Below are 17,139 nucleotides of genomic sequence, written 5' to 3'. Positions count from 1 at the left end.
GCGATCACCACCCGTTGCGGCGGTATACTCGATGCCGTTCGGTCAAGCGCACCGCCGCATGCGCCGCAGCCTTCGACATGCCCCGCTTGCTGACGATGCGCTTGCACTCCGACATCTTCCGCCCGCCCATCCATAGTCGATACGAACCGTCATGTCGCACCGCCTTTCGCTCGCCGTCGCCGCACTCCTCGCCGTTTCGCCGATCGTGGCCCAGGCTCGTCCGCTCACGCGGCCGCCGGTCGAGCGCGACTTCAAGAACTGGTCGGTCGTCTGCGACAACGGCAACCGTTGCATTGCCGAAAGCGATAGCGACGAAATCAATGACGCACGCCCCCGTCTCATCCTGCGCGTGACGCGCGATGCCGGCCCGGACGCGCAAGCATCGCTCGACATTTACGCGTCGGCGCCGCTGGACCTGCGCACCGCACGCGCGGACGGCCGCCCGTTCGATGCAATGGCGGCCCAATGGCATGCATCGGGCGGCAAACCCGATGGTGACGACCCATACCCGTTCCGGGTCCGGACCAATGATCCTGCAACGGTTGCCGCATGGCTCACCGCATCGCGCAATGCGCAGTTGCTGAGCTTCGGCGATTCGGCGTCGGCACAAACCGCACGCATGCCGTTGGCGGGCTTGAATGCCGCGTTGCTGCTGATCGACGACACGCAGGGCCGCGTCGGCACCGTCATGGCGCTGCTGCGCCCGGGCAACCGGCCCGCGTCTTCGGTGCCGGCCGCGCCGGCACTGCCGCCCGCGGTCACACCGGCGCCGGCCGTCGCCAACCTGTCGGCCGTCGAGCAGCGCCCGCTCGTCGACGCGGTGCTCGCGAAGTTCGGCGGCGACGTGAAGCAATGCGCAGCCGATGTCGAAGACGAAATGTCGGCAAGCGACCGCAGGAACGCGTCGCGCGCGGTGGCGATCTCGACCGACGAAGCGCTGGTCGCGATACCGTGCCAGACCAGCAGCATGTATAACCACACCGACCTGTGGTATCGCGTGCGACGGACGGCACCATTCACGCCGACAGCGATGAATTTCGGCGAGAACGCGAACGCGGGACTCGATCCGGCGTCGTTCGCGAACGAGCTGACCGAGGCCGGCTATGACCGCACCAGCGCGACGCTGTCGAGCAAGGTCAGACTGCGCAATGCCGGCGATTGCGGCTCGACCGCATCGTGGATCTTCGACGGCCGACGCTTCCTGCTCAACGACATCGCCACGCGTGGCACGTGCAACGGCCTGCTCGACGATCAATGGCCACGCCTGTATCGACGTGCCGATGCGGCAGCAAGCCCGCGCTGACGCGTCACGTCACCCGCCGACGATCGAGATCGAGAACCCGTCCCAACCCTTCTGCCCGACCGTCTGCACGGCCGTCGTCGTGAGGTTCGGCTCGGCCACGAGACGCGCGAACCCGTCGCGCACGCCGATCACGTCGGGCTCGCGATTGTCCGGATCCGCCACGCGGCCGCCACGCACGACGTTGTCGACGACGATCACCGTGCCGGGCCGCGACAGCTTCAGCGCCGCGTCGAGATAGACCGGGTTGCTGTCCTTGTCGGCATCGATGAAGATGAAATCGAACGGCGCTTCACCCGCATCGACGAGCCGCGCGAGGCTGTCCTTCGCGCTGCCGACCACCACCGTCACGACTTCCGCGAACCCGGCACGCGCGATGTTCCGCGTCGCGACTTTCGCATGCTCGGGGTTCAGTTCGAGCGTCACGAGCGTGCCACCCGGCGGCAACGCGCGCGCGAGCCAGATCGTGCTGTAGCCGCCGAGCGTGCCGATCTCGAGAATCCGGCGCGCGCCGCGGATCGTCGCAAGCAGTTGCAGCAGCTTGCCCTGGTTCGGCGCGACGTTGATCGCGGGCAGCCCGGCCGCGTCGCTCGCCGCCAGCGCCGCGTCGAGCACGTCGTCGGACGGCACGAGCGTCGCGGAGAAATACGCATCCACCTGGTTCCAACGATCCTGATTCATCGCGCACCCCTTGTTTGCGGAAAGGGCATTTTATGCGCCGCGTCGCCATAAGCAACAAACCATTCGTTCTAAGGGCAGCCGCGCACGTCCTCCTATAATCGCTCGACCACCACAACAACAGACGGAGCACCCATGACCGATCAGGCCGCATCGAACTGGCGCCTCGAAACCATCGCCGTGCACGGCGGTTATCGCCCCGACCCGACCACGCGCGCGGTCGCGGTGCCGATCTATCAGACCGTTGCGTACGCATTCGACGACACGCAGCACGGCGCCGACCTGTTCGACCTGAAGGTCCAGGGCAACATCTACACGCGCATCATGAATCCGACGACGGACGTGCTCGAGCAGCGGATCGCCGCGCTCGAGGGCGGCATCGGCGCACTGGCGCTGGCGTCGGGCCAGGCGGCCGTCACGTATGCGATCCAGACGATCGCGGAAGCCGGCGACAACATCGTGTCCGCCAGTTCGCTGTACGGCGGCACCTACAACCTGTTCGCGCATACGCTGCCGCAATACGGGATCACGACGCGCTTCGCGGATCCGCGCGACCCCGCATCGTTCGAGCCGCTGATCGACGCGCGCACGAAGGCGATCTTCGCGGAATCGGTCGGCAACCCGCTCGGCAACGTGACCGACATCGCCGCGCTCGCCGACATCGCGCATCGCCACGGAATCCCGCTGATCGTCGACAACACGGTGCCGTCGCCGTACCTGCTGCGCCCGTTCGAACATGGCGCGGACATCGTCGTGCACTCGCTGACGAAGTATCTCGGCGGCCACGGCACGAGCCTGGGCGGCGCGATCGTCGATTCGGGCAAGTTCCCGTGGACGCAGCACGCGGACCGCTTCAAGCGGCTCAACGAGCCCGACGTCAGCTATCACGGCGTCGTCTATACGGAAGCGTTCGGGCCGGCTGCCTATATCGGCCGCGCGCGCGTCGTGCCGCTGCGCAACATGGGCGCGGCGATCTCGCCGTTCAACGCGTTCCAGATCCTGCAGGGCATCGAGACGCTCGCGCTGCGCGTCGAGCGCATCAGCGACAACGCGCTGAAGATCGCGCAGCATCTCGCGCGCCACGAAAACGTCGAATGGGTGAACTACGCGGGACTGCCCGATCATCCCGACCATCCGCTCGTCGCGCGCTACCTGTCGGGCCGCGCGCCCGGCATCCTGACCTTCGGCGTGAAGGGCGGCCGTGACGGCGGCGCGAAGTTCCAGGACGCGCTGAAGCTGTTCACGCGGCTCGTCAACATCGGCGACACGAAGTCGCTCGCAACGCATCCGGCCTCGACGACGCACCGCCAGCTATCGCCCGCCGAACTCGCGAAGGCCGGCGTGAAGGAGGAAACCGTGCGGCTGTCGATCGGCATCGAGCATATCGACGACTTGCTCGCCGATCTCGATCAGGCGCTCGCGCAGGTGTGACGCGAGGCGGGCGTGCTGAGGCGCCCGCTTTCAGACATCTTCACTTTGCAACGGCTTCAAGGTGTTCGAGCCCGAACCGCCGCCGCATGGCGCGCGCCCGTGAGATCGTGATTGTGCGACGACGGTTTCGTCACCGATCGAAGACGAATCACGCGAGTCGCACCGCGACGCATTCGCCGCTGAATGACAAAAATTTCATGTTCCGATCAGCTTCGCGATGGGACGCTCCAATACGATCGACAACGTGACGGGCAATGCCCGTTACACCCACGCAAGCGATTCGCTGCCGCACGGCACGAACACGCGTTAGGCCCGGACACGTGAAGTGCCGGGCCTTTTTTTGGTTCATCGCGGATTACGGGGGGAACGCAGGGGAGGAACGTCGGCGTTCGGCCAGGAAGAGTCATTCCCGGACGCAATCGGCAATGACCGCAAAGGGGTGGAACATTGCCCGTCGCCCGTCTCGGTACCCGGGCATGCCGGGCCGCGTCGGTTTCAGCGCGCCGGCTGCTCCCGGATCTCAATGCAATCAAGTTGATCGTGGCCGGAAACTCAATCGCACCATCCATGCCGCCGCCAATGATGCATGGATTGGTTAACACGTGTACATGCATCGGCTGCGACATTGGCCGACATTGGCCGTGACCTGTCGTTCATCCGCACCAGTGGCGCAGTTGTCGTCGGCAAGTTGGGTATGCATGCTCCGATGCCGTGCTTCTGTGGCTTGCATCCTGAGGCAAGCCCTTGACCTATCGCCGGCCGTCGCTGTCGCTCCCCGCCGGCGGCACGAAAAAGCCAAAGCCTGGCTGTCGGCGCAGGTAGAGCGCCAGCGCGACGGTGACCACTAACGCATAGGTAAGCAATCCAGCTCCTGTCAGTTGCTGGTCCGACAGCAGGTAATTGGCACAGAGCCGACTTTCGGCATCGTGGAACAACATCCCCACAGTTGCCAGCGTCCAGATGAGATTGCCGCCGAAGAACAATAAAATCGCCGCCTGGGCTCGCCTCAAGCCATGCTGCATTGCCACGCCGGCGAGTATCAGAGACACATACTTTGCGCCGTTGACGCCAGCGTCGAGCCTGGACAGGTCCAGCGCCAGCGGCACCATCCAGAACATCAGGCACAGCGAGGCACCCAGCAGCGGCGCCAGTCCCATGTGCGTCAGCGCATCCACGGCAGGACGTTCTCGGTGGCGGTGCGCCAGCACGGCGGATGCCGAGAAGCCGAATGCCAGCAGGAGCGGAAATTCCGCCAGCATCTGCCAGGCCATGCTCGCTTCCAGGGCCTCGCGCACGGGCGCCACCAGCAGGATGGCTGGCAGGCCCAGGAGGCCACGGAGCACCCACCCGGCACGCCCGCCAGCCGTCTGTACTGTTTCCATTCGGGTAGCCAACCTCATCGCATGGCCCGCCGCGCCGCTTCGAGCGCCTCTTTGAACTGTCTGTAGTCGTACAGGCCCAGGACGACGCCGCGGCCATCGATCAGGTGAATCTCTCCGTTGTGAACGTATCCCCCGAGGCCGTCCGGGATGGCTACCACATCGAGCGCTCTCAACAGCGCGCCCCGCCCCGCGGACGTTACCGGCGCACTAATGCGCCAGATGGCCGGATCGGCGCGTTGATGTCTGCCATAGTCGGCCAGGCGCGAGGTGTCGTCGTGGACCGGGTCAATGGAAACGGACAGTAGGCTGACCCGGTCTTCGAGCCCGCGTGCCCGGATTTCCTGCTGCATCCGGTAGAACTCCGAGCCGAGCGCTGCACAGACTGTTTCGCACCGCGTATAGATGAAATCCACGAGGTAAACCTGAGCCGACCGTGACGCTGCATTCCACGGCACGAACTGCCCGCCGCGCGCGTTGCGTAGCACGACCGGAGCGGCCGACATGCTGCCCGCCGCGGCCCGCGCACTGCGGCGCTCGTCGAGCGTCCACGTCTGCAACCCTTGCGTGAGCCACGCCAGTGCGGCTGCAAAGGCAACGCACAGTACCAGGCAGGCCGCGCCTGCCGCGCGCAGGCCGGGTGGGCGGCGCAAGTCCCTGCTGTCCACGGTCTTCCCTACTTCAGCGGCACCAGTTCCTTGTCGCCATCGAAGGGACTGGTCTTGTCCTTGGTGGCGGCGCGGACTTGGCCGACGAGTTCCACCGGCACGGGCGGCGCGGCGTTGCCCCATTGGCTTCGCACATGGCTCAGCACGGCGGCGATCTCGGCGTCGCTGAGCTGGGCGCCGAACGGTGGCATCGACCCATTGAAGGCATTGCCTTTCACCGTGAGCTGTCCCGTGATGCCATGCAAAACAATCGCAACAACGGTTTCCGGCTTTCCCCGCACCCATTCGGAGCCGGCCAGCGGCGGGAACACGCCCGGCAAGCCCTGGCCCGTCGCCTGATGGCAGGCGGCACACTGTCCCGAGAAGATGGCGGCCCCGTCCGCCTTGCCGCCGCCGCCGCCGCCTTTCCTGCCCGCCAGCGCGCTGATCGTGCGGCCGTCCCCGAGTTCGGACGGAATGTTGATCGGCGCACGCGCGATGTAGTAGATGCCCCAAAGGATCAGTACGGCCACGAGCAGCACGACGCCTCTGGGAATGGGTGTCTGCGATTCGCCGGGATCGGCATGCTCGCGCTGTTCCTGCGGCGAGGGCTGAATGGATGGCGGATGGTCTGGCATGGCAGTCGGGTTCCTGAAGTCGTCGCGTGCCGCCCCTACTTGTTTGTCTTGCCGGTGGCGCCGTCGGGCAAGGCAAGTGCGGCGTAAGTGTGATCAAGCGCCTTCAGATAGGCCACCAGATCCAGCGCCTCGGGCGTCGGCACGACGACCATGCCCGGTGGCGCGACACCGGGCGGCAGTGTCAGCGCGCGTTCGCCGGGCTCCGCGGTTTCCTTGACGTCGAACAGGTACGGGAAGCTCGGCATGATGCTCTGCTTCACGTAGGCACGCGGCTGGTACAGGTGCCCGAGATGCCAGTCCGCGCTCGGCTGCCGGGCACCGATATTGAACAGGTCGGGCCCGGTGCGCATGGTACCCAGCAGGTGTGGCCGGTCATAGTAGTAATCCGCCGCCACGGAGGGTCTCCCCCAGCCCCGCTTGCCGTCTGGCGCGAACGACGGATCCCGTGGCTGTTGCGAATGGCAGTAGATGCAGCCATTGCTGATATAGACCTGCCTGCCGCGCAGTTGAGCCGATGTATAGGGCTTCAGGCCGGGTGCCGGTTTCACGTCGTGCAGTTGCAGGTACGGCACCACCACCAGGGCACTGGTCGCCAGCGCCAGCATGACCATGCCGGCGCCGAGCAGCAGCGTGATATTGCTCATGAGCCGGCTCCTGCCTTGTCCAAGCCGGCAATCGGGAACATCGCCGGCTTGTCGCGGTTGGGGCCGAGCCCGAGAATGACGCAAACAAAATTGGCGATGAAACACAGATGCCCCAGCACCATCAGCCCGCCGCCCAGCGAACGGGCCTTCAGGTACGGCACCGTCAGCGCGACGGAATCGATGAAAGGCCGGGCGGCATCGAGCATGGCCAGTCCCTGCAGGGTGCCGGCGATCGTCAGGGCGACAAAGTAGATGCCGACGCCTACGGCCGCACACCAGAAATGCGCGGCGATCAGGCCCGGATACGGCCATTCGCGCCTCGTGATGCGTGGCACGATGAAGTAGATGGCGCCAAAGAAGACGAAGCTCACGAAGGCATAAAGCCCCAGGTGGGCATGGGCCACCGTGAAATGGGTGAAGTGGGTGATGGCATTGACGCTGCGCAGCGCTTCAAAGGAGCCCTGGAGCGAACTGAGGGTGTACATCATGCCGCCGAGCGTCACGAACCGCAGCGTGGGCGAATATAGCAGCGCCCTGAAGTGCCCCTTCATCGTTTGGTGCAGGTTCACTGTGAACGCGATCACCGGGATGATCATCATCATGCTCTGCACGATCGAAAGCGTGACCATCCAGCCCGGAACCGGCCCGCCGATCAGATGGTGTCCTCCAACCTGCCCGTAGAAGAATGCAAGAGTCCAGAAGCCGAGCAGGGACAGGCCATATGACTGGATCGGCCTGCCGATGATCTTCGGCAGGAAATAATAGACGGAAGCCAGCGCGAGCGGCGTATAGAACAGGCCCAGCACGCTGTGCCCGAACCACCAGTTGGTGGTCGCCTGCTCGACGCCGAAATGGATGAAGGGAACCTTCGCGACCAGGTAAAGCACGGGGAACCAAAACAGTGCGCAGCCCATGTACCAGACGGATACGTACAGGTGGGTGACTCGGGTTGACAGCAGCGTCAGCACCAGCGGCATGCCGATCAAGGCTCCTCCCACGGCGAACACGATGCCGATCTGCCATGGAATCTCGAGCCACTCCATGCCGTCGGAAAGGCCGACGGCAATACTGCCGAGGCCGGCGACAAGCCCGGCGTTCCACATCATTGCCCCAAGCAGCGCGTAATTGGCGCCGACCAGGCGCGTCTTCAGTACACGCGGCAGGACGAACAGCGCGATGCCCAGGCCCGCCATCGGCGCCCAGCCATAGGCCACCGCGTTCAGGTGAACAGTCCGGACCCGCCCGAATGTCAGCCAGGCTTGCGAAGCAAGCGCATCTGGCATGTGCAGCTTGAGCGAAGCCGTCAGCCCGGCCAGCGAAGCCACCAGCAGCCATGTCATGGCGCTGCACAGGAAGATGAACACCACAAGCGAGGAGGAATGATCGGCTTCGGCCCGCACGGACAGGTCCTCGTCCAGGGGCGGCGACGGTGCCTGCATCTGGGCCTGGCCTGCGACAGCCTGCAGTGCCGAGCGCTGCTGCTCGGTGACCGCCGGCTCTTCGGTCCGCCCGATTTCGCCCCGCGCAAATATCACCTCGGCAGCCTTCTGGGATCCGTCGAGCAGTCCGTAGCGAACGCTGACGATGAATACCAGCAGTCCGACAACGGAAATGATGAAAGCCGACAGGAGTATGGCGACGGTGCTCATGGAACCCTCCCGGCCTCGGACTCCAGCGACGGCTCGTGCAACCGTCCGGCAAATGGCGGCACCCTGCGTGGCAACGTGGCGGAAGCCCGGCAGCGAGGGTGGCGCGGGGAAATTGTCCTCTGCAATGTAGTCCATCCTCCAAGACTTGCCAAATCCACTTTGCAGCGACAAGCATCGCAAATGCGAGGGGGCTTTCCGTTTCCTCTGTGAAGGGCCTCCGAAGAGCGCGCCTTGGCCGATGCGGAAAAGGAATGCACACGGCACGCGCGATGCCTTTCGCCCGCTTCTCGCAGGTACCTTGCAAAGCGGAGTGAGAATCAGCGCGGCAAGATCCCTTCCCGATGCGCTGCTGCCTGGATGCCGTATACGGCCGCCGCGGTCACCAGTCCGGTGATCAGCACGCCGAGCATGCCGAGCAGTACAGCAACGACGCGGCCGATCTCGGTCGTCGGAATCACGTCCCCATAGCCGATCGTCAAGGCGGTAATGGCGCAAAAATAGACAACCTGGCCAATCGAAGCGGGTGCATGAGTGACCACATTGACCGCTCCACCCGCGTAGCGCATGACCACCGCCAGCAGCACGAAGAGGATGAGCAAGATGAACAAGACCCCCCGCAGGTGCCAAAGAACGCGCGCGAACTCGCCGATGGCGTGGCGCGGCATGATGCGCTTGTCGAGTGCTTCAACGGATGAGTTTTCCATGTTGGCTCCTGTGGCGGTTTGTACTTGTGAATTCCCATTAAGAGCCTAGACTCTGATGTCGACGAATGCACGTTTGGCAAATGCCAGAAGGTTCGGCCATCCTGCGGGACTCCTACAAGAAACTCGATCCCTGCAACCGGTTCGATCCGTGCGTCGGACAGACGACCAAGCTCGCTCACTGGAAGGAAGGGCAAAAGGCGCGACAGGTGGCCGAACAGCAGGCGGAAGCCGTGGCAAAACTCAAACCTCACATCATTTTTCAGCCCACTTGAGGTCGGACGGCCTGTGACGTGCGATTTCTACCCTGGGGCCGTCACGAGATGCTCAACGAAATTAATCGCGGGGAAGTGCAATCGCGTTTGCTTGCATGGATCTCGGGCATCCTGAACAAGCACTGAAGGCACCGGACGGCTGCTCCACGCCGCTCCGCCGGCAGAAACGAAGCCGCGCTGAAATCATGTCCGCATGGTTATTCCTGAAGAGGCGTTCACTGTGACGCGAGAGTCCCTCAACGATTCCGAGCCCGGCAAGTCCTGGTCGGAAACCGAGCGAGACTTCTCATAACGGTCGCTCACCGCGATCATGTCGAACGGCCGAGATGGGTCGGCAAGCGACGTCTACGGAAATCCACGAAGAACATTTTTGCACGGTCTTTCACGCGGCCGCGGTATTCAGCGCGCGACGTTGCGCTGCGGAAACAGGCACGGATGCGTCTTCACGTACAGGTTCGGATTGCCGCAGCGATGCCCCGCGTAGTCGATCTGCTCGCCCGGCATCAACTCGTCGGCGACGGGCTTTGCTTTTGGCGCGCTGGTCGATGCGACCGGTCTGGTGTCTGGGCGCACGGACGCGCAGCCTGCGAGAAGCGGGACGAGCAGCGAGATAACCAGCATGACGCGGCGCGACGAGCGGGCAGACAGGCGATTCATTTGGCGAACGAATGGAAGAGTCGTGACGGGCCCGTCCGCTATTGAAACTCTCGCGGCGAACGATGCGCATGCCAGCGGCCGGATCGCATATCGGCGGCAATGCGCCCGACATGTCAAACGCTGATTGACTGCATGTTCCGCTTTGATCCCGCCGCATGCATGACCCGAACATGACGATTGCGTCACGCGCGCCATCGCGCAATCTGACGCACTTTTCATCTTCCGATCACGGTCACGCCCGGCTGCTTTCGCATACTGAATGCATGGATCGCCACTCGGCGGCCTCATCAAGGAGAGCTCCATGAAAACGACGAAACTCGCGGCCCTGTTCATCACCGCCACACTGTCGCTCGGCATCACCACGCAAGCCGCGTTCGCGCAAACGCAAGCACATGGCAAGACCCGCACGGAAGTCATCAACGAACTGAAGCAGGCGCAACACGACGGTGTGGTGCCGACGAGCAAGACGCAGTACCCGCCAACCAGCGAGATGATCGCGCGCAACAAGGAACTTCACGTGATTTCGATGCATGCCGGCGAGAAGACGCCGCAGGCCGACCATCACGACAGCCTCGCGACCCGTTGATGCCGGTCAGGCGCGTGCGCTGCCCGGCGATCGCGGGCAGCGTGTCGCACGCCTCATAAGCCTGCGCATTGGACAGCAGCTTGCGCAACGCGCGCTGATACAACGTGAGTTCCGCATCGCCGCCGCATAGCCGTCCACCTTCACCGACACACCCCATCCTCCTCGAGCGGCCCGTAGTAGCTGGAGATGCGCGACGCTTCCTCGGCCGCATCAACCATCCGCACGTCGATCGGCGTGCCGGCCCGCTCCAAGCACGAGACACAGCATGTCCGCGACAAGCGCTGATATTCGTCGATTCTTTTGTGGCGCTTTGTACTCCCGAACCATCGTGCATCCTGCCCAGATGGCCATCTGTACGCAACGTCTAGCACTTGCGTGCAATCCGATGATGCCGTCAAAGCTCATCGAACGCGTCGCATCGCTTCCGATCATCCAATTCGGCTACGTCGAAATCACAAAAATATTCTTTGCATTCCAAAATTTCGAACGAGTTCTATAGACATCTTCACTCGAAAAGATGACTGTTCAAGGTTCCGTGGATACGAACGCAACCATGCCGCTCCGTAACCCCGCGGTTGTGCGATCGGATTTTCACCAACTTCAATTGAGGAGCCGACGAACGATCGGGAACGACGACCCGACAACAATGCGCCGCTTCGCTACTGATACGCCAACATCCTTGAAAATAGACACGGCGAGACTTTAAAGCAATGAATGATATTTCCAATCACAACGAGTACAACTTTGACGCTGACGAAGACAATGAATGGTTCCTCGTTCATTCCGGGGCCGTCACCAACACAAATCCGGGATCACTGGTACATGTTCACATCAACACAACGCCCATTTGCCGCAACATGACCAACAGGGAATTTAGAATAATGGTAGCGCGACTTATTAAATGGGCCATAATTCTAGTTGATCGAAGGATCGCCGACCTGAAGCGGCACGACGAAAAAACTAAGGAAAGAATGAGCTATTAGTTCAATCGATTCGATGAAAATACCCGACACTATCTTATCAGTGGTTTTTCACGACATCTTTCTGTTCTTAAAACGCTAACGCCACACAATTTCGTTCGAAGTGACCCGAGCGTCGATAGAATGTTGGGTTGCGTTCCGAATATGAGCAATATTGATAACGAGGCCGCTCATGTTTGCGGACCCAACACGGAGCGTAGGCTTATAAGTATTGCGATGAAATTTTGTACCGGCTTGCGCGATCAGAATATGTTCGGAGATTCCCGCCTGTCCACGCTCATTCACGAAGTAACTCATTTCATTGACACCTTCGGCAGCGACGACTCTCGCTATGGGCTCGACCCCACAGCGGCTGCATGGGCAAGAGCCAATCCTGACCTGGCATTGAGAAATGCGGATACACTCACCGGATTCGTGATCTACGGCGAAGACTTATTTGCAGAGTAAGGAGTGAAATTCAGCATGAAAATTTTTATTTCAGCACTGGTCTCGACCCTGTTCATTTTTTCAGCGAATGCGGCCGCAGAATGCCAAGGATCACAGAATCTGCCATCACAACAATTGTTCGTGGCCTTTTCTCCCAATAGTCATGAGATCGCCGGATCGGAGCAAACACGAATCGGGCAATGGGTCTCATCAATCAATTCCAGGTATCCGATTCAAAACTGGATCTATATAATTGGCAGCGCGTCCAAAAATGAAACCTCGCCCGATAAACTTGCAACGAAACGCGCCTCCATCGTGGCGAAAGCCATCATAGACGATGGGCTGATAAACGCACCATTTCAGATAAAAACGCAAATTTATCCGGCCGGTAGCACAGCCGAATCGACACCGGAAACCCGTGAGGTCACCGTCCAAGTGAGCCCCGGCTGCCCCGACAATTGCTGCACCGGTCATTGACCTGAGAGTTGACTCATTTGTCGCCGCCACACTTGCGATAAGCTCGCACATCCAGCACTCGCGGGCGACGGTCCGTCAAATCGATTTGGGCGACCTATCCATCGCCGAACCGATGATGCTGTCAGGATGTTCCCAAAGAATCAAACGCTCCCCCGCTTCGCACGCCGACGTCGCACCAGCCAGTCAAGCAATTCCCGCCCGTCGCGTTCACCGAACCAGCGCGCGTGCCCGATCAGATAACCGTCGTACGCGATATCGACGATCGCCGGCGCGTCGATGATGCACCCGAAATACGCGACCTCCGACAGCGCGAACTCCGTATGCACGATCGGCAGCATCGCGACCAGCGCCGCATACGCGTCGTCACTCAGCGGTTCAAGCGATTCGTAGCCGTCGAGCAGCGCATCGATGTGCGCGTATTCGATGCGACGCGCGTCGGGCGGCGCCATCCAGTCGACCGTGTTGCGCTCGATCGCAAGCGCGACGTCCATCACCGCGCAAGTGCGATCGGACAAGCCGAAGTCGAGCACGGTGCGCACCTGCGCGCCGGGGCCGGCGCCGGTCCACAACAGGTTCGACGCATGCCAGTCGCCGTGCGTCCACAGCGGCGGCAGCGCGGGCAACAGCGGCACGAGGCGCGCGTGATACGGGCCGATCGCATCCGCGACATCGCCGCGCCAGTCGCGCGTGCCGAGCGCGCGCACCAGCAGCGGCTGCGCGTCGACCCACCGTTCGAGCGCGCCCGCCAGATCGTCGGACGACAGCACGCGGAAACTCGACAGCAGCGTGCGCACGGGCCGGGCCGGCGCGTCGTAACCGGCCGACGCGCGATGCAGCTCGGCTAACGTGCGGCCGGCCGCGTAAGCGTGCGATGGATGCGTGAACGGCTGCCACGACATCACGCCGCGATACGCGTCGACACCAGGCGCGACCACATGCACCTCGTACGTCCAGTCGCCGGAAGCAAAGGCCGTCGCACCGTTGCGATCGGCCAGCACGTCCACCACCGGCATCCCGCGCGCGCGCAGATGCGCGATGAAACGATGCTCTTCCTCGAGCCCCGCGACGTCGCGCAGGCTCACGTGATGACGCTTGACGAACAGTGCGCGCCCGTCCGTCATCCGCACCAGCGTGGCCGCCGCAAACTGCCGCGGACTGTGCCAGGTCAGCCGCGCCGGTTCGCCGGCGCCGTCGATGCGCGCGAGCAGCGCCGCAACCTCGTCGTGCGTCATCAGCGGCCAGTCGCGTTCGGCCTGCTCGCCGTCGACACCGAACTGCGGCGGTGCGACGTCCGGCGATAGCGGCCCGTCCGGCTCGAGTGGAAATGACATGAACGACGTAGCTCCGTAGTTGAATCGGCCCGTGAATCAGCCCGCCGGGTTCGCGCTCGCGCGCAGCGCGTCGGCCGTCCGGCTCCAGTCGCGCCAGCCGATGACGGCGAGCGCGATGAACAGCGCATAGAGTCCGGCCGTCAGATACAGCGCCTTGAACACAAACATTCCGACGTACACGACGTTCACGACGATCCACAGCCCCCACGACGCGATGTAGCGCCGCGCGGTCCAGTATTGCGCGACGAGGCTGAACGCGGTCAGCGACGCATCGACGAACGGCAGCGCGGCGTCGGTCCAGCGCGCCATCATCCCGCCGAGCAGCGCGCTGCCGACGACGGCCGCCATCAGGTCGGGCAGCATCTGCCGCGGCCGCACGCCGGCGACGGGTGCGACGTCGCCTGCCGGCGCCGCGCCGCCGCTCGCCTCCAGCGTACGCTGCGCGATCCAGCGGCGCCAGCCGTACACCTGCAGCACCGCGAACGCGCCCTGCAGCAGCATGTCGGAATACAGCTTCGCATCGAAGAAGATCCAGCCGTACAGCGCGACCGACGCGAGCCCGACCGGCCAGCACAGCATGCGCCGCTTCGCGGTCAGCCAGATCGCGAGCGCGCTGACGATCACGCCGGCGATTTCGAGTGGGGACATCGTCCGTGCTCTCCTGGTTAGCTGCCGGGGCCGCGTGTCACGCGGCCGGATCCGGTCGATCAGAAATCATAAGTCAGCGACACGCGCGCGGTGCGCGGCGCGCCCGGGAACAGGTACGCGTCGCCCTGCTGCTCGCCAGCGTCGCGCCAGTAGAACTTGTTGAACAGGTTGTCCACCGATACGCGCAGCACCGTGCGATGGCCGCCGATCTTCGTCGTATAGCGCGCGCCGAGATTGAACACGAACCACGACGGCACGCGCGCGGTGCCCTCTTCGTTCGCATTGCGGCCGCCGCTGTACTCGACGCCGCCCAGCATGTTCAGGCCCGCGACGCCCGGCACCGCGTAATCCGCGTACAGCGACGCGCGCAGCGCCGGCACGTTGATGATCTGGTGCCCTTCGTACGCCGGCGAACCCGAATCGTACGCGCGCGCGCGAATCGCCGCGACGCTGGCCGTCAGCGACAGCCGCTCGGTCACGCGCCCGGCTGCGCCGAGCTCGATCCCCTGGTGGCGCTGCGTGCCGCGTTGCACGAACGTGTAGCTCGTGCCGGACGCGTCGGGGTCGGCGAACTGGAACGGCTTGCTGATCGAGAACACGGCGGCCGTCAGGCTGAGCCGGTCGAGCCAGTCGTATTTCGCGCCGAGCTCGAACTGGTGCGATTCGACCGGCGGCAGGAACGCATACGCGTTGGTCGCGCGCAGCGGCGCCTGGTCGCCGAGCGACAGCGCCTTGCTGTACGACGCGTATAGCGACAGCACGTTCACCGGCTTGTAGACGAGCGCGACCTGCGGCAGGAACACCGAGCGGTCGGTGTGCGTCGCGTCGCCATCGAGGCTGCTCCAGCTGCGCTGGCGCAGCAGCACCTCCTTGCCGCCCGCGAGCACCTGCCAATGCTCGCCGATGCTGATGCGGTCGAGCCCGAACACGCCGTACTGCCACGAATCGAGCTGCGGATACGACGGCCCGGCCGTGTTCTGCGACGGCGCGAACGCGACGTCGGGCCCGTAGATGTTCTCGCTGCCGACGTAGTCGTACACGGCGCTCGCCATGTGCACGACGCGGCGCTGCACGCTCACGCCGAGCGTCAGCTCGTGACGCAGCGGGCCCGTCGCGAACTTGCCCGTCGTCACCGCGCGCAGGTCGTCGTTGCGGCGGTATTCGCCGGGGCTGCGGAAGTCGTACACGTCGTAGTCGCCGTTCGCGCCGAAGAAGAACGGCGACGTTGCGCCGGCCGCGCAGCTCGGCGCGTAATAGCAGCCGTACGCGAACGCGCTGTTGTCGTCGATCATCGTGCGGCTGCGGCCCGCGGCGATATAGGCGTTCCAGTCGTCGTTGAACCGGTAGTCGAAGCGCGCGTTCAGGTTCAGCGCGTCGGTCGTCACCGGTTTCGCCCACGGCTGCGTGCCGAGCGCCTTCGACGTCGTGTTGACGGACGGCACGACGGTGCCGCCGAGCAGCTGGTAACCGGGTGCGGAACGCTGGATCCACTGCTGGAATTCCGCGTTGAACTGCAGGCTCGCGCGCGGGCTGATGTCCCAGTCGGCGGCGATCGAGCCGAACGTGCGCCGTCCGTTCGTGCCGTCGATGTACGAGTGCATGTTCTCCTTCGCGGCATTGATCCGGAATCCGAACTGGTGGTCGGAGCCGAAGCGGCGGCCGAGATCGACGGCCGCCGACGTCGAGCCGCGGCTGTCGACGCCGGTCGTCACGCTCGCGACGTTCGCCGAGCGCTTCGTCACGAAGTTGATCACGCCGCCCGGCGCGACCACGCCGCTGTCGATGCCGGCCAGTCCCTTCAGGATCTCGACGCGCTCCTTGTTCTCGAGCGGCACGTTCTGCTCGCCGGACGCGGTCAGCCCGTCGATCCGGATCGCGCTCGCGAGATCCACCGGGAAGCCGCGGATCGCGAAGCCTTCGAAGTAGCCAACGGGCGCGTAGTCGTTGACGACCGACGCATCGTTGCGCACCACGTCGCTCAGGCGCTTGGCCTGCTGGTCGTCGAGCTGCGCGCGCGTGACGACGCTGACGGAGGCCGGCGTGTCGCGCAGCGGCGCGTCGTCGAGCCCCGCGACCGACGCTTCGCGCGCGCGAAACGCGCCGCCGCGCTCGCCGCTGATCGCGATCGCCGGCAGCGTCGCGCTGGCGGCCGCATCGGCTTCGGGAGCCGGCGCGTCGCCCTGTGCCGCGGCGGCCTGCGCCGCGAAAAGCGTGATGCCGAGACCGACGCCCACGCCGACCTTCGCGCGCCGCCGCCGTGCGGGCGACGCTGTTGTTCTATTCACCGTCATTGTTCTGGAAGGAAAACTCGCCACTCGACCCTGTCGAAATACGTTATGCCGCCGCGAAGCGCGACCTCGCGCATGACCCGGCGAGCCGCCGGACACGACATTCATCGGACGAACCTGGCGATCCGGCCGCTTGCGTGCCGATCGATCGGGAATGCGCAGGATGGGACATCGGATGCCGGTGACGCGCCGGGCGCCGACGCGGCGGCCGATCCGCGGATCGGGTGCGTGTCGGGCAGCCGGCTGCATCGCGCGGTGTTGTCATGCAGGGGACGCTTCGAACGCCCCGGTGCGGGCGCCGGGCATTTGCGTGCGCCGTTCGTCGGAACGGCGGAATGCCCGTCGCACGCGACATCGCGGCGTGGCGCGCATTTTACCCCGGGCGGGGCTGACGGCCGGAGAAT

17 protein-coding genes are annotated in these 17,139 nt (G+C 64.1%); 6 read left to right on the top strand and 11 right to left on the bottom strand.

Annotated features, from left to right (window positions below):
- Positions 1–151 precede the first annotated feature (151 nt).
- Complete coding sequence (locus ACP26O_RS24995) at positions 152–1,303, top strand: DUF1176 domain-containing protein (protein ID WP_175663260.1); 1,152 nt, start codon at positions 152–154, stop codon at positions 1,301–1,303.
- A gap of 9 nt (positions 1,304–1,312) precedes the next feature.
- Here ACP26O_RS24995 and ACP26O_RS24990 read toward each other — a convergent pair whose 3' ends face one another.
- A complete protein-coding gene (locus ACP26O_RS24990; RefSeq protein ID WP_175663261.1) occupies positions 1,313–1,981 on the bottom strand; it encodes an O-methyltransferase in 669 nt (222 codons plus the stop codon).
- 132 nt (positions 1,982–2,113) lie between these two features.
- Here ACP26O_RS24990 and ACP26O_RS24985 point away from each other — a divergent pair, with 132 nt between their 5' ends.
- Positions 2,114–3,409, top strand: coding sequence for an O-acetylhomoserine aminocarboxypropyltransferase/cysteine synthase family protein (locus tag ACP26O_RS24985; RefSeq protein WP_012365463.1), 1,296 nt, complete (start codon positions 2,114–2,116; stop codon positions 3,407–3,409).
- A 749-nt stretch (positions 3,410–4,158) separates the two neighbouring features.
- Here the strand turns inward: ACP26O_RS24985 and ACP26O_RS24980 are convergent.
- The 6 genes from ACP26O_RS24980 to ACP26O_RS24955 all read right to left on the bottom strand — a co-directional run bounded on the left by ACP26O_RS24980 (position 4,159) and on the right by ACP26O_RS24955 (position 9,070).
- The gene (locus ACP26O_RS24980; RefSeq protein WP_244098934.1) at positions 4,159–4,791 is read right to left on the bottom strand and encodes a hypothetical protein; all 633 of its coding nucleotides are present in this window, start codon (positions 4,789–4,791) and stop codon (positions 4,159–4,161) included.
- Between the two features lie 14 nt (positions 4,792–4,805).
- On the bottom strand, positions 4,806–5,456 hold the full coding sequence (locus tag ACP26O_RS24975) for an SCO family protein (RefSeq protein WP_233410191.1): 651 nt from the start codon (positions 5,454–5,456) through the stop codon (positions 4,806–4,808).
- 8 nt (positions 5,457–5,464) lie between these two features.
- On the bottom strand, positions 5,465–6,073 hold the full coding sequence (locus ACP26O_RS24970; protein ID WP_175663264.1) for a c-type cytochrome: 609 nt from the start codon (positions 6,071–6,073) through the stop codon (positions 5,465–5,467).
- 35 nt (positions 6,074–6,108) lie between these two features.
- The gene (locus ACP26O_RS24965) at positions 6,109–6,717 is read right to left on the bottom strand and encodes a cbb3-type cytochrome c oxidase subunit II (protein WP_089486943.1); all 609 of its coding nucleotides are present in this window, start codon (positions 6,715–6,717) and stop codon (positions 6,109–6,111) included.
- On the bottom strand, positions 6,714–8,366 hold the full coding sequence (locus ACP26O_RS24960) for a cbb3-type cytochrome c oxidase subunit I (protein WP_175663265.1): 1,653 nt from the start codon (positions 8,364–8,366) through the stop codon (positions 6,714–6,716). Before ACP26O_RS24960 ends, ACP26O_RS24965 begins: the two co-directional genes overlap by 4 nt.
- Positions 8,367–8,683: 317 nt before the next feature.
- The gene (locus ACP26O_RS24955; protein WP_175663266.1) at positions 8,684–9,070 is read right to left on the bottom strand and encodes a potassium channel family protein; all 387 of its coding nucleotides are present in this window, start codon (positions 9,068–9,070) and stop codon (positions 8,684–8,686) included.
- Positions 9,071–9,150: 80 nt separating this feature from the next.
- Here ACP26O_RS24955 and ACP26O_RS24950 point away from each other — a divergent pair, with 80 nt between their 5' ends.
- The gene (locus tag ACP26O_RS24950) at positions 9,151–9,342 is read left to right on the top strand and encodes a hypothetical protein (RefSeq protein WP_175663267.1); all 192 of its coding nucleotides are present in this window, start codon (positions 9,151–9,153) and stop codon (positions 9,340–9,342) included.
- Between the two features lie 399 nt (positions 9,343–9,741).
- On the opposite strand, the gene ACP26O_RS24945 is transcribed toward ACP26O_RS24950, so the two are convergent.
- Complete coding sequence (locus tag ACP26O_RS24945) at positions 9,742–9,963, bottom strand: hypothetical protein (RefSeq protein ID WP_244101280.1); 222 nt, start codon at positions 9,961–9,963, stop codon at positions 9,742–9,744.
- Between the two features lie 337 nt (positions 9,964–10,300).
- Here ACP26O_RS24945 and ACP26O_RS24940 point away from each other — a divergent pair, with 337 nt between their 5' ends.
- The 3 genes from ACP26O_RS24940 (at position 10,301) to ACP26O_RS24930 (ending at position 12,468) form a co-directional block, all read left to right on the top strand.
- A complete protein-coding gene (locus tag ACP26O_RS24940) occupies positions 10,301–10,585 on the top strand; it encodes a DUF4148 domain-containing protein (protein ID WP_175663269.1) in 285 nt (94 codons plus the stop codon).
- Between the two features lie 1,124 nt (positions 10,586–11,709).
- On the top strand, positions 11,710–12,012 hold the full coding sequence (locus tag ACP26O_RS24935) for a M35 family metallo-endopeptidase (protein ID WP_244098935.1): 303 nt from the start codon (positions 11,710–11,712) through the stop codon (positions 12,010–12,012).
- 15 nt (positions 12,013–12,027) lie between these two features.
- Positions 12,028–12,468: an OmpA family protein gene (locus tag ACP26O_RS24930; protein ID WP_175663270.1), complete on the top strand. Its 441-nt coding sequence runs from the start codon at positions 12,028–12,030 to the stop codon at positions 12,466–12,468.
- 140 nt (positions 12,469–12,608) lie between these two features.
- Here the strand turns inward: ACP26O_RS24930 and ACP26O_RS24925 are convergent, their stop codons facing one another.
- From ACP26O_RS24925 to ACP26O_RS24915, 3 genes are read right to left on the bottom strand one after another with little or no spacing between them, the layout of a single operon-like run.
- Complete coding sequence (locus ACP26O_RS24925) at positions 12,609–13,799, bottom strand: phosphotransferase enzyme family protein (protein WP_175663271.1); 1,191 nt, start codon at positions 13,797–13,799, stop codon at positions 12,609–12,611.
- Positions 13,800–13,835: 36 nt separating this feature from the next.
- Positions 13,836–14,447: a nicotinamide riboside transporter PnuC gene (gene pnuC, locus ACP26O_RS24920; RefSeq protein WP_006750789.1), complete on the bottom strand. Its 612-nt coding sequence runs from the start codon at positions 14,445–14,447 to the stop codon at positions 13,836–13,838.
- Between the two features lie 59 nt (positions 14,448–14,506).
- Entirely contained in the window at positions 14,507–16,738 is a 2,232-nt protein-coding gene (locus ACP26O_RS24915; protein ID WP_175663272.1) for a TonB-dependent siderophore receptor, read from the bottom strand.
- Positions 16,739–17,139: the final 401 nt, after the last annotated feature.

The sequence above is a fragment of the Burkholderia sp. R-40 genome (assembly GCF_049942845.1).
In the GTDB taxonomy this organism is placed as follows: domain Bacteria; phylum Pseudomonadota; class Gammaproteobacteria; order Burkholderiales; family Burkholderiaceae; genus Burkholderia; species Burkholderia ambifaria.
The sequence above is the reverse complement of the archived record's forward strand: the minus strand, read 5'-3'. Positions and strand labels throughout refer to the sequence as shown.

What these genes read in the sequence shown, in the direction of transcription:
- ACP26O_RS24990 (WP_175663261.1), bottom strand. Translation starts at nt 1,981, where the DNA reads ATGAATCAGGATCGTTGGAACCAGGTGGATGCGTATTTCTCCGCGACG.
- ACP26O_RS24995 (WP_175663260.1), top strand. Translation starts at nt 152, where the DNA reads ATGTCGCACCGCCTTTCGCTCGCCGTCGCCGCACTCCTCGCCGTTTCG.
- ACP26O_RS24955 (WP_175663266.1), bottom strand. Translation starts at nt 9,070, where the DNA reads ATGGAAAACTCATCCGTTGAAGCACTCGACAAGCGCATCATGCCGCGC.
- ACP26O_RS24970 (WP_175663264.1), bottom strand. Translation starts at nt 6,073, where the DNA reads ATGCCAGACCATCCGCCATCCATTCAGCCCTCGCCGCAGGAACAGCGC.
- ACP26O_RS24940 (WP_175663269.1), top strand. Translation starts at nt 10,301, where the DNA reads ATGAAAACGACGAAACTCGCGGCCCTGTTCATCACCGCCACACTGTCG.
- ACP26O_RS24980 (WP_244098934.1), bottom strand. Translation starts at nt 4,791, where the DNA reads ATGGAAACAGTACAGACGGCTGGCGGGCGTGCCGGGTGGGTGCTCCGT.
- ACP26O_RS24965 (WP_089486943.1), bottom strand. Translation starts at nt 6,717, where the DNA reads ATGAGCAATATCACGCTGCTGCTCGGCGCCGGCATGGTCATGCTGGCG.
- ACP26O_RS24950 (WP_175663267.1), top strand. Translation starts at nt 9,151, where the DNA reads ATGCCAGAAGGTTCGGCCATCCTGCGGGACTCCTACAAGAAACTCGAT.
- ACP26O_RS24935 (WP_244098935.1), top strand. Translation starts at nt 11,710, where the DNA reads ATGAGCAATATTGATAACGAGGCCGCTCATGTTTGCGGACCCAACACG.
- ACP26O_RS24960 (WP_175663265.1), bottom strand. Translation starts at nt 8,366, where the DNA reads ATGAGCACCGTCGCCATACTCCTGTCGGCTTTCATCATTTCCGTTGTC.
- pnuC (WP_006750789.1), bottom strand. Translation starts at nt 14,447, where the DNA reads ATGTCCCCACTCGAAATCGCCGGCGTGATCGTCAGCGCGCTCGCGATC.
- ACP26O_RS24985 (WP_012365463.1), top strand. Translation starts at nt 2,114, where the DNA reads ATGACCGATCAGGCCGCATCGAACTGGCGCCTCGAAACCATCGCCGTG.
- ACP26O_RS24945 (WP_244101280.1), bottom strand. Translation starts at nt 9,963, where the DNA reads ATGCTGGTTATCTCGCTGCTCGTCCCGCTTCTCGCAGGCTGCGCGTCC.
- ACP26O_RS24925 (WP_175663271.1), bottom strand. Translation starts at nt 13,799, where the DNA reads ATGTCATTTCCACTCGAGCCGGACGGGCCGCTATCGCCGGACGTCGCA.
- ACP26O_RS24930 (WP_175663270.1), top strand. Translation starts at nt 12,028, where the DNA reads ATGAAAATTTTTATTTCAGCACTGGTCTCGACCCTGTTCATTTTTTCA.
- ACP26O_RS24915 (WP_175663272.1), bottom strand. Translation starts at nt 16,738, where the DNA reads ATGACGGTGAATAGAACAACAGCGTCGCCCGCACGGCGGCGGCGCGCG.